General features: G+C 65.6%; 11 protein-coding genes. 6 read left to right on the top strand and 5 right to left on the bottom strand.

The features are described 5' to 3' along the window. The first annotated feature begins 5 nt into the window (after positions 1-5). Entirely contained in the window at positions 6-269 is a 264-nt protein-coding gene (gene rpsT / locus AB5I39_RS03760) for a 30S ribosomal protein S20 (RefSeq protein ID WP_404371345.1), read from the top strand. Positions 270-809: 540 nt separating this feature from the next. Further along, complete coding sequence (gene dnaA, locus AB5I39_RS03755; RefSeq protein WP_404373997.1) at positions 810-2,159, top strand: chromosomal replication initiator protein DnaA; 1,350 nt, start codon at positions 810-812, stop codon at positions 2,157-2,159. Positions 2,160-2,293: 134 nt separating this feature from the next. Here the strand turns inward: dnaA and trpS are convergent, their stop codons facing one another. The 3 genes from trpS to secB are packed head-to-tail and all read right to left on the bottom strand — an operon-like array spanning position 2,294 to position 5,455. Then, positions 2,294-3,295, bottom strand: coding sequence for a tryptophan--tRNA ligase (gene trpS, locus AB5I39_RS03750; protein WP_404371342.1), 1,002 nt, complete (start codon positions 3,293-3,295; stop codon positions 2,294-2,296). 3 nt (positions 3,296-3,298) lie between these two features. Next, positions 3,299-4,891 (bottom strand): murein biosynthesis integral membrane protein MurJ, encoded by a 1,593-nt coding sequence (gene murJ, locus AB5I39_RS03745; protein ID WP_404371339.1) that lies wholly within the window; start codon positions 4,889-4,891, stop codon positions 3,299-3,301. 51 nt (positions 4,892-4,942) lie between these two features. Further along, the gene (secB, locus tag AB5I39_RS03740; protein WP_404371336.1) at positions 4,943-5,455 is read right to left on the bottom strand and encodes a protein-export chaperone SecB; all 513 of its coding nucleotides are present in this window, start codon (positions 5,453-5,455) and stop codon (positions 4,943-4,945) included. A 180-nt stretch (positions 5,456-5,635) separates the two neighbouring features. On the opposite strand from secB, the gene AB5I39_RS03735 reads away from it, so the two are divergent. The 4 genes from AB5I39_RS03735 (at position 5,636) to AB5I39_RS03720 (ending at position 9,943) form a co-directional block, all read left to right on the top strand. Further along, entirely contained in the window at positions 5,636-6,280 is a 645-nt protein-coding gene (locus AB5I39_RS03735; RefSeq protein ID WP_404371333.1) for a Tim44/TimA family putative adaptor protein, read from the top strand. Positions 6,281-6,342: 62 nt separating this feature from the next. Further along, positions 6,343-7,587 carry a murein transglycosylase A gene (locus tag AB5I39_RS03730; protein WP_404371330.1) on the top strand — a complete coding sequence of 415 codons (1,245 nt, stop codon included), beginning with the start codon at positions 6,343-6,345 and terminating at the stop codon, positions 7,585-7,587. Beyond that, positions 7,562-8,185: a Smr/MutS family protein gene (locus tag AB5I39_RS03725; protein WP_404371328.1), complete on the top strand. Its 624-nt coding sequence runs from the start codon at positions 7,562-7,564 to the stop codon at positions 8,183-8,185. Before AB5I39_RS03730 ends, AB5I39_RS03725 begins: the two co-directional genes overlap by 26 nt. Positions 8,186-8,254: 69 nt before the next feature. Beyond that, positions 8,255-9,943, top strand: a complete 1,689-nt coding sequence (locus AB5I39_RS03720; protein WP_404371325.1) for a putative bifunctional diguanylate cyclase/phosphodiesterase — start codon at positions 8,255-8,257, stop codon at positions 9,941-9,943. 33 nt (positions 9,944-9,976) lie between these two features. Here the strand turns inward: AB5I39_RS03720 and AB5I39_RS03715 are convergent, their stop codons facing one another. Together AB5I39_RS03715 and AB5I39_RS03710 are read right to left on the bottom strand one after the other, a co-directional pair. After that, positions 9,977-11,029 carry a phytase gene (locus tag AB5I39_RS03715; RefSeq protein WP_404371323.1) on the bottom strand — a complete coding sequence of 351 codons (1,053 nt, stop codon included), beginning with the start codon at positions 11,027-11,029 and terminating at the stop codon, positions 9,977-9,979. Further along, positions 11,029-13,863, bottom strand: a complete 2,835-nt coding sequence (locus tag AB5I39_RS03710) for a TonB-dependent receptor (RefSeq protein ID WP_404371320.1) — start codon at positions 13,861-13,863, stop codon at positions 11,029-11,031. The genes AB5I39_RS03715 and AB5I39_RS03710 overlap by 1 nt, the downstream gene beginning before the upstream one ends. Between the last annotated feature and the right edge of the window lie 49 nt (positions 13,864-13,912).

The following is a 13,912-nucleotide window of genomic DNA, read 5'->3' as shown; positions in this document are numbered from 1 at the left end:
GCTTCATGGCGAACACGCCACAGGCGAAAAAGCGTATCCGTCGCAACGCCGCGCGGACCATCGTGAACGGCAACCGCACCAGCCGGATCCGCACCTTCGTGAAGAAGGCCGAGACCGCGCTGGAAGCAGGCGACAAGGCCGCTGCCACCGCCGCGATGGCGCAGGTGCAGCCCGAGCTGATGCGTGGTGTCGCCAAGGGCGTGCTGCACAAGAACACCGCTAGCCGCAAATTCTCGCGGCTGACCAAGCGCCTTTCAGCGCTGGCCTGACACTCCAATTGAGTGGCGAACATATCGCCCGCCGGACCTATGTCCGGCGGGCTTTTTGTCGTGTGCGTCGATTTTCCATATTTCGGGCTACGGGAAAGAACGTATTGCGAACCCGATTTTTGGCCGCCGATGACAAACGTAGGACTCACCGCGATTCGCATAAAGTTCATTGGAATGTCATCGTAATTATCCAATAAATACAGATGCTTGTAAGTTATTTGACGCGAATCCTTGGGCAAATGCGAGTCAACCGGATTATTTCAAAAATCTGACAGGCGTTGCTCTTGCCCGACTCGCTGCGATCTTCATAACTGTCCCTCCGACGCGCAGACGATCGTCTCGCGACTCAAATCGAATGGCATTGTCAGGCGGACTGCGTTTCCGGCTGAGGGGAACTTTGTCTGTCGTATAACGATCGTTTCGATAGCGGAACGATTTGAAAAATAAAGGTTTGGTATCGACGTGAGGAATGAGGGGGAGCCAATCACCGTCGCTGACCGCCCGAGCGGGAGCCACAGCCGCGGCTCCGACCATGATTCGGTGGCGCGTGCCTGGGGGACTGTCCGCGCACATCTGCGCGAATCGGCCGGTGCGCGTCTGTTCGATCAGTGGTTGAAGCCGATGGCGCTGGCCACTTCGGACGAACCCGATGCCGTGCGGCTGACGCTGCCGTCGGCGTTCATGACGAATTGGGTGCGTAACCACTATTCGGACCGGCTGCTGCAGGAATTCCGCGCCGTGCTTCCGGGCGTGCGCCGTGTCACGATTGAAACCGGTGTGGCCGCCGCGCCGGTGCCGGTCCTGACCGTCGAATCCCTCCCGGCCCCCGCACCCGCCGCGCCGGTGCCTGCGGCGAAGGCTGCCGAGCGACCGCCGCTCGACCCGCGCTTCAGCTTCGACCGGTTCGTGGTGGATGCCTCCAATCGCGTCGCCTTCAACGCCGCGCGCGCGCTCGCCGAGCCGGGCGTGCCGCGTTTCAGCCCGTTGTTCCTCCATTCGGGTACGGGGCAGGGCAAGACGCATTTGATGCACGCGATCGGCGCGGCCTATCTGGAGGCGGTGCCGGACGCCCGCGTGCTGCTGATGTCGGCTGAGCGGTTCATGTTCGATTTCGTCTCGGCGCTGCGCAACCGTGACACGCACAGCTTCAAGACGCGGCTGCGCTCGGCCGATCTGCTGCTGATCGACGATCTGCAGTTCATCGCGGGAAAGGATTCGACGCAGGAAGAATTCTTCCACACGATCAACGAAGTGATGGGTGCAGGCAAACGCCTGGTCATCTCGGCTGACCGTTGCCCGCAGGGGCTCGACGGGGTCGAGGCGCGGATCACCTCGCGGCTGTCGTGCGGTCTGGTCGCCGACATCAAGACGCCCGACCTGGCGCTGCGCCGCGCGGTGCTGGAGCGCAAGCTGGTCGACATGCCCGGCGTATCGGTGCCGGCCGAGGTACTCGACTTGCTCGCCGTGCGGATTACGGCGAACATCCGCGATCTCGAAGGCGCGCTCAACCGCGTCGTCGCGTATGCGCAACTGACCGATTGCCCGGTCGATCTGGAATTCGCCGTGGCGACCCTCGGCGACGTGCTGCGCGGGGCCGAACGCCGCGTGACGATCGACGAGATCCAGAAAGCCGTTTCCGCGCACTTCGAGCTGAAGCCGGTCGATCTGGTTTCGGCCCGCCGCGCGGTGGTGGTCGCCCGCCCGCGCCAAATCGCGATGTATCTCGCCAAGCGGCTGACGACGCGCTCGCTGCCCGAGATCGGCCGCAAGTTCGGCGGGCGCGACCATTCGACCGTGATCCACGCGGTCCGCCGCATCGAGGAATTACGCGACAAGGATCGCGAGATCGATACCGCTGTGCGCTTCTTGCTGCGCGAGCTGGAGGGATAAAGGTTTTCCCTCTCCGGCTGGGAGAGGGAAGGGGCCCGCCGGGTCAGCGGAGGGGAGGGCGAGGCCCGGCGTTTTGCCGTCGCTGATTCCGCTCCGCGGCGAAGCCCCGGAAGACCGGGGCGGGACGGCGCGGCTTAGACCTGCAACCCGACTGCAGCCTGCGTCTTCGCCAGCGTTGGGGCCGCCAGCGCTTTCGCGCGGGCCGCGCCCTCCGCCAGCACCGCACTCACCGCCGCACGGTCCGCCAGTAACGCCGTCAGCCGCTCGCGGATCGGCGAGAGCGTCGCCACCGCCAGATCGGCAAGCGCAGGCTTGAACGCCCCGAAGCCTTGTCCGGCGAATTGCGCTAGCACCGCATCGGGCGTGGTGTCCGATAGCGCGGCGTAGATCGTCACCAGATTGCGCGCCTCAGGCCGCTCGGCCAATCCGGCGACGTCGCCCGGCAGACCGTCGGCATCCGACTTGGCCTTGCGGATCTTGCCCGCGATCTGCTCGTCCGTATCGATCAGATTGATCCGGCTGGCGTCGGACGGATCGGATTTGGACATCTTTCCGCTGGCATCGCGCAAGCTCATGATGCGCGGGGCGGCCTTGGAGATCAGCGGTTCGGGCAGGGTGAAGGTATCGCCATAGTCGGTGTTGAACTTCACCGCGATGTCACGCGCCAGCTCCAGATGCTGCTTCTGGTCCTCGCCCACCGGCACATGCGTCGCCTGATAGAGCAAGACATCGGCGGCCTGCAGCACGGGGTAGGTGAACAGGCCGACGCTCTGGCTCTCGCCCTTCTTGCCGGCCTTGTCCTTCCACTGCGTCATGCGGCTGAGCCAACCCATCCGCGCGGTGCCGCCCAGGATCCAGTGCAGCGCGCTATGTTCGGGCACGCGCGCTTGGTTGAACAGGATCGAGCGCTGCGGATCGATGCCGCAGGCGAGCAGCGTCGCCGCCATCTCGGTCGTGTGCGCGTTCAGCTCCGCCGGGATCACCGGCTGCGACAGTGCGTGCAGATCGGCGAGAAAGAACAGGCAGTCCTCGCCCGCCGCCATCGCGTCCTGCATCGCGACCCATTGTTTGATCGCACCGAGGTAATTGCCGAGGTGGAGGTTGCCGGTGGGCTGAATGCCGGAGACGACGCGCATGGGTTATTCCTGGATTGGACTGGGGGTGGCGCCACGTTTGCGCATCAACGCCTTCAGATCGGCGATGCGATACGCGCGGGTGAGGAAGCAGGCGACGATATAGATCGCCATGCCGGCCCCGACCAGCACGCCGAGCGCGGCGTAGCGGTAGATAAGCGGGCCGCCGAGATACGGGTCGAGCAATTGCTTGCCCGCAAACACCGTCGCACCCATCACCACCGCCGCCAGCGCGAGGCGGGGCACGCGCCGCCGCAATTGCGCATCCGCCACGAAATGCCCGCGCTTGGCGAGCGTCGCATACAGCATCGCGACATTGACCGTTGAGGCGAGCGCGGTCGCGAGCGGCGGGCCGACATGGCCGATCGTCGGGATCAGCGCGAGATTGCCGACGATGTTCACCACGATCGACAGCATCGCAAAACGCACCGGCGTCTTCGTATCGCCCCGCGCGTAATAGCCGGGCGTCAGCACTTTCACGAGCACGTAGGACGGCAACCCGACCGAAAAGGCGCTGAGCGCCCAGCCGCATTTACGCGCATCCTCGGGCGTGAACCGGCCGTACTCGAACAGCCCGCGCACGATCGGCTCGGCCGCAATCAGGAAGGCGACGGTGGCGGGAAGGGTGAGGAACAGCGCCAGTTCGATCCCGCGATTCTGCGTGTCCATCGCGGCCTCGTCCTGCCCGGTCGACAGCAATTTCGAGATCGTCGGCAGAAGGATCGTGCCGAGGCCAATGCCGATCAACCCGAGCGGAAGCTGGTTCAAGCGATCGGCATAATAGATGTACGTGATCGAGCCCGAAGCGAGCAGGCTGCCGGCGAGCGAGGTCGAGATCAGCAAATTGATCTGCGCCGCCCCCGCGCCCGCCGCCGCGGGCACGATCAGGCGCAGCATCTCGCGCACGTCGGCGTCGAGCCGCGGCATCCGCAGGCGCATGTCGACCCCGGCGCGGTGGCACGCCCAGATCAGCCACAGGAGCTGCAAAACGCCACCGGCCGTGACAGAAATCGCCTGCACCCGTGCGGTCTCATATTCGTCCGAGCCGTGGAACACCCACAGGCCGACGATCATCGCCAGGTTGAGCAGGATCGGCGCGGCGGCATTGACCCAGAATTTATCGAGCGAATTGAGAATGCCGCCTAGCAGCGAGGCGAGCGAGATCAATGCGAGATAAGGCAGGGTGATGCGCGAGAGCGTGACCGCAAAGGCGAATTGCTCGGGCGTCGGATGCTGCCGCGCGAACCCGCCCGACAGCAGCCAGGTGATGGGATAGGCGGCGAGCAGCAGCGCGATCGTGAAAACCACCAACACCGGCAGCAGCACTGCCAGCGCGCGCTCAGCAAAGGCATAGCCGCCCGCGATCCCGTCCGGCCCCGCGGCCTTCTTGTTGAACATCGGGATGAAGGCAGCGGAAAAGGCCCCTTCCGCGAACAGCGCGCGAAACATGTTGGGCAGGCGGAACGCGACGCCGTTGAAGGCGTCCGATGCGAATCCCGCGCCGACATAGCGCGCCGCCAGCGAATCGCGCAGCAACGCCAGCACGCGGCTGGCGAGCGTCAGGCCCCCCACCGAGCCGAGCGATTTTACGAGGTTCATCGGTTGGCCTTCGAATGGCCCCACCCCGGACGGGGCAGGGCCGTCAATCGCTTACGCCGTTCCGATTGCCCCGGTCACGTCGCCCGCTTCCTGCTGCGCCATGAAGGCCGCGCCGAAATCGATCGGTTCGAGCATCAGCGGCGGGAAGCCGCCGTCGCGGATCGCATCGGCCAGCACGCGGCGGGCGAACGGGAAGATCAGGCGCGGAGCCTCTGCCAGCAGGAACGGCTGGAGATGCTCGACAGGGAAATTGCGCAGGCCGAACAGGCCCGCGTACGAAAGGTCGACCAGGAAAGCGACGGTGCCCTCGGCCTCGGCCTTCACTTCGATGCGCAAGACGATTTCATACACATCGTCGCCGACCTGCGCCGAGGCGATGTTGAACTGCACGTCGATCGCGGGCGCGATCTGGTTCTGGTAGATTGCCGGAGCGTTCGGGTTTTCGAACGACAAGTCCTTGACATATTGCGAGATAAGCCCCGCTGCGGGGGAGGTGTCTTCGCCATTGGCAAGCGGCGCGCCTACGCCACCGGAGTTCATCGCGCCGTTGTCCTGCTCACTCATGGAACTTCGTCCTATCCCTGTCCGTATAGCCACGGCTATCTCGCGCCGTCGAAGGCGCGCGCCTAGCAGGGGGTGGCGTCGAGTTCAACACGGCCGCCACTTCGCGCGTGCGATCGCATCATTTGAATCCGCGGCCCGTTGCGCCTATGTAGCGAGCTTGCAGGACGGACCGGAGGCCAAGTGTTCCTAGTTGTAATTCTCGCAATGGTGGCCGGCTTCATGGCGCTGCAGCTGTACCGCGTGCTCGGCAAGCGTACCGGACATGAGCAGCCGCTGCCTCGCCCCGCCGAGGAACGCGCGCCGCTGACCGTGGTGCAGCGTCCGGCTGAGGCGTTGCCCGAGACGCGCGAGCCGATCGGTCGTTCGGTCGAGCCCAAGGCCGAAACCGGGGTCCGTGCGATCATCGCGGCCGACCCGTCATTCGACGTTGCGCGCTTCCTCGAGGGATCGCAGGCGGCGTATCGCATGATCCTGGAAGCGTTCTGGAAGGGCGACGAGGAACAGCTCGCTTGGTTGGCAGAGGATGAGGTGCGCGATGCCTTCACCCAGGCAATCCAGGCGCGGACCGAGGCAGGCCATGTGCTCGACAACCGGCTGGTAGCGATCGAGCGCGCGGTAATTTCCGATGCGTCGCTTGAGAGTAAGCTGGCACGTGTCACGGTGCGTTTCGATGCCGCGATTGCAGCCGTTACGCGCGATGCCGACAATAATGTCGTCGCCGGATCGATGACCGATGCGGTGGATACGCACGATGTCTGGACCTTCGCCCGCGTGCTGAAGAGCAAGGACCCGAACTGGAAACTCGCCGACACCGACGAGGCGTAAGGCCGATGCGGGGGGCGGTTTCGGTGGAATTAGCCGCGGGGGCTTGCGTCGGTGCGCCACGGATGCGGGCTTTGGGCGCGGCCGCGCTGGCGCTGCTACTCTCGGCGTGTGGTGGCGGCCAGGTCGAACGTCCCAGCCAATACCGTCCCGCACCGGTTCGCAAGCCCGTGCCCGCCACCCCAATCGCGCCGCAACCGACTGCCTCGGTCCCCGCAGGGACTGCAACCGCGGCGAGCGCCGGGGTGATCGCAGGGCCGCCCATCTACACGCTGCCGATCGACGAATCCTCTGCCGCCCGCGCGCTCGTCGCGTTTCGGGCGTCGTGCGGATCCTTGCAGCGTCGCCCCGACAGTTCCGGTCTGACGCGCGGCAGCGACTGGGCCCCGGCCTGCACCGCCGCCGCCTCCGTCCGGAGCGGCGAGGCGCGTGCGTTCTTCGCGCAATATTTCGAAGCGGTGCAAGTCGGCGACGGCAAGGCGTTCGCGACGGGCTATTACGAACCCGAAATCCGCGGGTCGCGCGACCGGCGCAGCGGTTATGACACGCCGGTTTACGCCCGCCCGCGCGATCTGGTCGAGGTCGATCTTGGCGCGTTCAGCGACACGCTGAAGGGCAAGCGCATCCGCGGCCATGTCGTCGGGCAGAATTTCGTGCCGTATGACGATCGCACGGCGATCGAGCGGGGCTCGCTCGATGGCCGCGCGCCGGTGATTGCCTGGGCGGCCGATCCGGTCGAGCTCTTCTTCCTGCAAATCCAGGGCTCGGGCCGCCTGCGCTTGCCCGATGGCTCGGTCATGCGGATCGGCTACGACACGCAGAACGGGCGGGACTATACCGGCATCGGCGCGTTGATGAAGGCGCGTGGGCTGCTCGCGCCGGGGCAAAGCTCGATGCAGGGGTTGGTCCGCTGGCTGCACGACCATCCCGAAGAGGGCCGATCGATCATGCGCGAGAACAAGAGCTATGTGTTCTTTCGCGAACTGTCCGGCCCGCCGCTGGGTGCGCTCGGCCTGCCGGTCACGGGTGGGGTGAGCGCCGCCGCCGATCCGCATTTCGTACCCTTGGGTGCGCCCGTTCTGCTGTCGATGGACCGTGCGGATGCCAGCCGCCTGTGGGTGGTGCAGGACACCGGCGGCGCGATCAAGGGTCCCAACCGGATCGATACCTTCTGGGGCGCCGGCGCCGATGCCGAGGCGACCGCAGGGGGGATGGCGGCGCGGGGTACGGCGTTCCTGTTGCTGCCAGTCGGTACGCTCGCACGCTTGTCCGGTGAGAGGGCCGATGGGAACGCGCTTCCTCAGCCCTGACGAGGCAGCGCTGTGGGCGCGCGTGATGGCAGGCGTGCGGCCCTTGCAGCCCAAGCGGGTGAGCATGGTGTCGGCCGGTGCTGGCAAACCCTCCACGCCTGCGGGCTCGGCGACTAACGCGCGGGTGGCGGCCGAAGCCGCGCCGCACCGACGCGGCCGCCCGGCGGCGGCTGCCGTGCCTGCGGCAGCGCGGGCAATCGCCCCGGCAGCGCCCAAGGCCACCCCTTCCAACACGCTCGACGGCACATGGGACCGCCAGCTTTCGCGCGGCTTGGTCTCACCCGACCGCACGATCGATCTGCACGGCCACACGCTGCATTCCGCGCATGATCTGCTCGACGCCGCTCTCGACGCGGCGATCCGCAGCGGCGATCGACTGATCCTGCTCATCACCGGCAAGCCGCCGCGTCCGACGAGCGAGCGCCCCCACGCACGCGGCGCGATCCGCGCGGCGACCGGGGACTGGCTCGCCGGATCGCGCCATGCGGGGGCGATCGCAGCGGTGCGGGGCGCGCATCCGCGCCACGGCGGGGCGGGTGCGCTGTACATAGTGCTGCGAAAGGCGCGCCCTGCCGCGACACGTTCGCGAAAATTTTAACCTTTCGCTGGCATGGTCCCGCCGGGCCCGAGCGATTTTGCTCGGGGGTAGGAGTCATGCGTCATCGCAATGGACGAGGTATCGCTGAAAAGCCGCGCGATCGTATTCGCGATGTGCGCCGGGGCGGTCGCGTTCATCCTGGCGTTGGTCGCGACGTCGGGTGGCGGCGTGGACATCACCAACGTATCCCGCGCGTTGATCCCGGCGGTGGTCTGTGCGGCGATGTGCTGGGCCTCGGCCGAGCGGAGCATTTCCGCCACGGCCGCCGCGATCGACGCGGCGATCGCGCGGCTCACGCGCGCGGCGCACGGCGATCTCAGCAGCGAGATTCCCGCTGAAATCGCGGACAATGTCCCGCAGCTCGCAACCGCGATGCACAGCCTGTTTCACCAATTGAACGCGAATCTCGACAGCGTCCACCGGCTCGCCATGTTCAATTCGGTAACTGGCCTGGCCAACCGCACCAATTTCCGGCGAAGCTGCGAACGGATGCTGGTCGAAGCACCGCTCAGCCCGGGGGGACGCGGGGGCGGCGCGCTGTTCTTCATCGATCTCGATCGCTTCAAGGCGGTGAACGACACGATGGGCCATGCGTGTGGCGACATGCTGCTCGGCATGGTCGGCAACCGGCTTCGCGCCGTCGCTGACGGCGTGACCGTCCTACCGGGCAGCCCACCGCCGCTGATCGGACGTCTCGCCGGTGATGAATTCACCATGTTCTTCAGCGCGCTCAGCGATCCCGCCGAGGCGGCGCGGATCGGTCGCGCGATCCTGTTCGCGTTGGCCGAGCCGTTCGATCTTTCGGGGACCGAGGTCACGATTGGCGCCTCGATCGGTATCGCGCTGCGCCCGCAACACGGCGAATCGCTCACCGATCTGATGCGTGCCGCGGATGCCGCGATGTATTACGCCAAGGCCAGTGGCCGCGGCCGCGCCGAGCATTTCAGCGAGCAACTCGCCGCCCAGATCGCCGAGCGCGCCGCACTCGAAAGCGATCTGCGCGAGGCATTGGACCGCGACGAATTCACGCTCGTTTTCCAGCCTCAGGTCGGATCCGAGGATGGCCGGATCGTCGCAGCGGAGGCGTTGCTACGGTGGCGCCACCCCCGCGACGGGATGCGCCTGCCGGGCAGCTTCCTGGGCCGCGCCGAGGAGACCGGGCTGATCGTCGAGATTGGCGAATGGGTCGTCCATACTGTCGCCGAGACGATCGCGCGCTGGGGCCGGATGGGGATCGAACAGCGCCTGGCCGTAAACGTGTCGCCGCGCCAGCTCGACCATGCGACCTTCTTCCGCCGCCTGCGTGAAGCGATGCGCGCCGCCAATGCGCCGGCGCATCTGCTCGAATTGGAAATCAGCGAAACGCTCGCGATGCACTGCAGCAGTGAAGTGCTCGACGCCATCGCCCTGCTGCGCGCAGATGGCGCGACGATTGCGATCGACGATTTCGGCACGGGCTATTCCAACCTCGCGCGGTTACGCAGCTTGCCGATCGACCGGATCAAGCTCGACCGCAGCCTGATCGAACATATCGCCGACGACGCCGATGCGCGCAGTATTGCGCACGCGGTGATCGGGCTGATCCACGGTTTGGGCTGCGAAGCGGTGGGCGAGGGCATTGAAAGCCAAGCGCAGGCCGAGATTTTGCGGATCATCGGGTGCGACGTGATCCAGGGTTATGCCGTCGCCTCGCCAATGGATGAAGACGCGTTTATTTCGTGGAGCCAGGGCGAGGTTCGCTGGGCTTCGGCCGGGTGACGCCGCGCGCGTGCGCGACGTCACGCACCGGCGTCACGGCAGTTTCAACGACGCCTTGATATCGGCCCACGCGACCAGCTTGAAATTCTGCGCTGCCGGGGCGTTTTGTCCATCCTGCGCCACGAACAGCCCGCCGGGATAGCCGGGTCCGAAATCGCCGACCGCTGCATCGATCCCATCGGTTTCTTCGGTCGATCCGACGGCGCCCGCGCCGATACGAAAGCGGCCGAGATAGGCGTCATCTGACAGTCGATAGACGGCATAGGCATTGTCGCCCTGGCTCGACACCAGCAGATAGCCGCCATTGCCCTGGCCTTCCGCGGCGAGCGCCACGCCCTCGGTATCGGGGACGATCTGATAGCGGTCCGCAGACGCCATCTTGACCGGGGTGGTCGATCCGCCTGGCGCTGCATCGAAGCGCCACAGGCCGACATCCTCCTCCGCCACGTACAGCCGGTGCGTGCGCTCGTCGGTGACGCAGCCCTCCGACTGAGTGGCGAGCTTCATCGTGCGGACGATCTGACCGGTTGGCGCGCCATCGCCGATCGTCAGTGCGACTTGCCGGATCGTGCCGTCCTTGATGACGTTGAAGGCGAACAATGCCGCGCCCTCGCGGTACAGACAGATGCCATAGGCCTCGCCGGATCCCGCCGACACCATGCCCAGCGTGGTCAGCGTGGCGGTTTTCGGGTCGAGCCGGTACAGGGCCACCCTGGCGTTGAGCGGATCGCTGCGGTCGCTCGCGGCGACGATGATCCCGGCGGCACCCATGTCGCGCAGGTCGACATTGTTGACGCGGCCGGCGTTCACGAAGGAGCGCTGCCGGCCCTGCAGATCATAGACGTACAGCCCGGCCTTTTTGTCGGTCCCGACGATCAGGCTTGCGGCGGGATCGACCGGATTGCGCCAGATTGCGGGGTCGTCGGCGGCATCGGCGTTTGCGGTGCCGACCGCATCGGTCTGCCCGCGCGCCAGTACGGTTGCGGTCGGTGCGGTCGAGAAAGCGGGGCGGCTCGCGGTGGTGGCACAGCCTGCCATCCCGAGGGAGAGCAGGCTGCACAGCGCGGCGGTGTGGAGCGTGCGCATCAGAAGTTGATCCGCACACCACCGGCGTAACGACGGCCGAAACGCTCCCACTCGATCGTCTGGGTCGAGATGTCGGGAGAGGGGATGCCACTGGCCCGCAGCAGATTGCCCGGATCCGAGAAGCGGCGGCCCGGCTGGTTCAGCAGATTGGTCGCGTCGAAGAACACCTCGAAATTCTTGGTGATTGCATAGCGGGCCGAGAAATCCATTTCGTCATCCGCCGCCCAATAGGTGTCGCCGCCATCGGTCAGATCGTCGGCGATGCCGTCGAGCCATTTCGAGCGGTTCTGATACTGCAAGCGCAGCGACAGGCCGTATTTTTCGTAATAGCCGCCGATATTGTAGACCATGTCCGACGTTCCGGGCAGGCGCACCTTGCGCGCGGGGATTGCACCGATCGCGGGCTTGGTCACCTGGCTGTCGTTGAGCGTGAGGTTGGCGCTGACGCCGAAACCGCCCATCCAATCGGGCAAGCCAAGACTGCTGGTCCAAGGCTCGAGCTGGAGCTGGGCCGCCGCCTCCATGCCGAAGACCCGCCCGTCGCCGCCATTGGTGATGCCGGAGAAGATATAGGCCGAACGATCGATCCCGCCCGTGTCGAGCGCGTTCGAGCCAAAGCTGCGCGTCTGGCGATACAGGACGTCCTTCACCTTCTTGTAGAACAGGCCGACGCTCAGATAGCCCTGCGGGCGGAGATACCATTCGAAATAGGCATCGACCCCGTAGGCGCGCTCAGGCTTCACGGCGGGGTTGCCGCCAGAGATTGTCTGGTTGCTATCGTTGACGACCACGTTTGGCCGAAGCTGATCGTAATCCGCCCGTGCCGCGCCCGAGTTGAACGACAGCCTCAGCTTCTTTGTGGTGTCGACATTATAGTTGAGGTGCAAACTGGGGAAGGCGAGCGTCTGGCTCGATTCCGCCGTGACAAGTCCCGTCGTCGCGCCGACCGTTGCGACGGCGATGCCACGGTTCCTGACGTTTTCGATGCGGACGCCGCCGAGGATCGAGCCCCAATCGTACTTCAGCGTGCCCATCAGATACCCGGCCAGCACCTGTTCCCGCACGTTGTAATTGTTGCCTGTCAACGGCGCGAACGCGAAATTGGCGCGCGCGGCCTGGGCGACGGCGCGCATCTGGTTCGTGTCGAAATAGCGGAACGTATAGTCCATCGGAATCTTGCCGAGGAACGCCTGATTCAGCGAGAAGGCATTGTAATCCTGCGGCAGGCCGATCGTCGCTAAATCGGCTGCGCGGGTCGCCGTATTGGACCCGACGGAAATTTGCCGCTCGTCCGCAATCTTGGTGCGTTGATCGAACTGGAAGCCGGCCTTGAAGGTCGCGTCGGCCCCCAGGAACTGCATCCGGCGCGAAAGTACGAGCTTGCCGGTATAGGCGTCGGTCGTATCGACCGCATCGAGCACCGTGAACAGCGTCGGTGCCTTGGCGAAGGTGTCGATCGCCGTCACCGCGGTCCCCGCCTGGAAGCGCGTCGGGCCGCTTAGCTGGTTGGTGGTGAAGAGCTGCAGGCGCGAGCGATTCGGGTCGCTGAAATCATAGGCGACGGTCGGCCGCAGATTGCGCGTCGACGGGCTTTCATATGACGCCTCGCCGACGACCGAGCGATCGTCTTTCGACTGGGTGTAATTGCCCAGCCATGTCACATGCCAGCCACCGCCGAAATCATGGTCGCCGCTCAGCGTGTTGGTGAAAATCGATTGCGCGAATGCACGCAACGTCGCGCGCTGGCGGATGTCGATGCCGTAGATGGTGCCCTTTTGCGGGGTGTTGCCGATGCAGATGTCGGCATAGCCGCTGGTCGTCGGCGTGCTGTTCGGCGTGACGGTGCAGGCGGCAGCATTGGCGACCAGCGCGCTTTGCTGGTCATCCAGATCGAAGCGGTAATTGTCGCGCGCCTCGTCATCGGTGAAGATCGTGTAGATCGAGCGCAGCGAAAAGCTGTTGTTCGCATCCGGCTTATAGTCGAGCCGCCCCGAGACCGACCAATTCTTGCGGGTGAGGCGGTACAGCTTGTTCTCCGCCTCTTGCGCCCAGAAGCGCGTCAGATTGTCGGGGCGCTGATCCTGCGCGACGCGCTCATAATCGGTCTCGAAATTGTCGGTGATCTGGCCGCGTTCGAAATAGCTGCCCGAGACAAGCACGCCGACTTCGCCACCGCCGAGCTTAAACCGGTCGGAGAGGACCAGCGAACCTTCATATTGGGGCCGGTCGCCATATTCCGCGATGCCGTACCCGGCCTTGGCCGCGACCTTCAGCCCTTTGTAATCGAACGCCGAACGGGTGATGACGTTGACGTTGCCCGCCACCGTTTCGCCGGGCATTTCGGGCGTCACCGCCTTCGATACGATGATCTGCGAAGCGATTGCGGACGGGATCGAATCGAAGCGCGCATCGCGGCCTTCGGGGCTGACGACGTTGATCCCGTCGAACGACAGCGTCGTCCAGTAATTGGGCGCGCCGCGCAGGCTGATATAGCGTGCCTGGCCCTGGTCGCGCTCCACCGCGGCACCGGCCAGTCGACCGACTGCCTGTGCGATATTCTGATCGGGCAGGCGACCGACGCCGTCGGCGGCGGCAACCGTGACGAGCGAATCCGAATTCGCCTGAATCTTGAGCGCGGCCGCTTCCGATTCCGCGATCGGGCGCGCGCCGGTGACGACGATTTCCTGATCCTCTTCCGCCGTGGCGGCCGGCGGGGCGGGGGCGACCACAGCATCCGGGACCTTCGCCTCGGACAGTGCCGCCGCCGGTGTCGCCAGCATACAAGCCAGCGCGCCCGCGCTGGACGCGAGCAACAGTTTAGTCTGCGATGTCATAACGCCCCCGAATCAACCCTGTTTGGGCTGCCCTAGGGACGGGACATGT

Source organism: Sphingomonas sp. MMS24-J45, assembly GCF_044881195.1.
Taxonomy (GTDB): domain Bacteria; phylum Pseudomonadota; class Alphaproteobacteria; order Sphingomonadales; family Sphingomonadaceae; genus Sphingomonas.
This window is presented reverse-complemented; position numbering and strand designations above follow the sequence as displayed.

Bases quoted from the DNA above. Each gene is read 5' to 3' on its own strand.
- AB5I39_RS03710 (WP_404371320.1), bottom strand. From the start codon at position 13,863: ATGACATCGCAGACTAAACTGTTGCTCGCGTCCAGCGCGGGCGCGCTG.
- AB5I39_RS03730 (WP_404371330.1), top strand. From the start codon at position 6,343: ATGCGGGCTTTGGGCGCGGCCGCGCTGGCGCTGCTACTCTCGGCGTGT.
- AB5I39_RS03725 (WP_404371328.1), top strand. From the start codon at position 7,562: ATGGGAACGCGCTTCCTCAGCCCTGACGAGGCAGCGCTGTGGGCGCGC.
- AB5I39_RS03720 (WP_404371325.1), top strand. From the start codon at position 8,255: ATGGACGAGGTATCGCTGAAAAGCCGCGCGATCGTATTCGCGATGTGC.
- rpsT (WP_404371345.1), top strand. From the start codon at position 6: ATGGCGAACACGCCACAGGCGAAAAAGCGTATCCGTCGCAACGCCGCG.
- trpS (WP_404371342.1), bottom strand. From the start codon at position 3,295: ATGCGCGTCGTCTCCGGCATTCAGCCCACCGGCAACCTCCACCTCGGC.
- murJ (WP_404371339.1), bottom strand. From the start codon at position 4,891: ATGAACCTCGTAAAATCGCTCGGCTCGGTGGGGGGCCTGACGCTCGCC.
- secB (WP_404371336.1), bottom strand. From the start codon at position 5,455: ATGAGTGAGCAGGACAACGGCGCGATGAACTCCGGTGGCGTAGGCGCG.
- AB5I39_RS03715 (WP_404371323.1), bottom strand. From the start codon at position 11,029: ATGCGCACGCTCCACACCGCCGCGCTGTGCAGCCTGCTCTCCCTCGGG.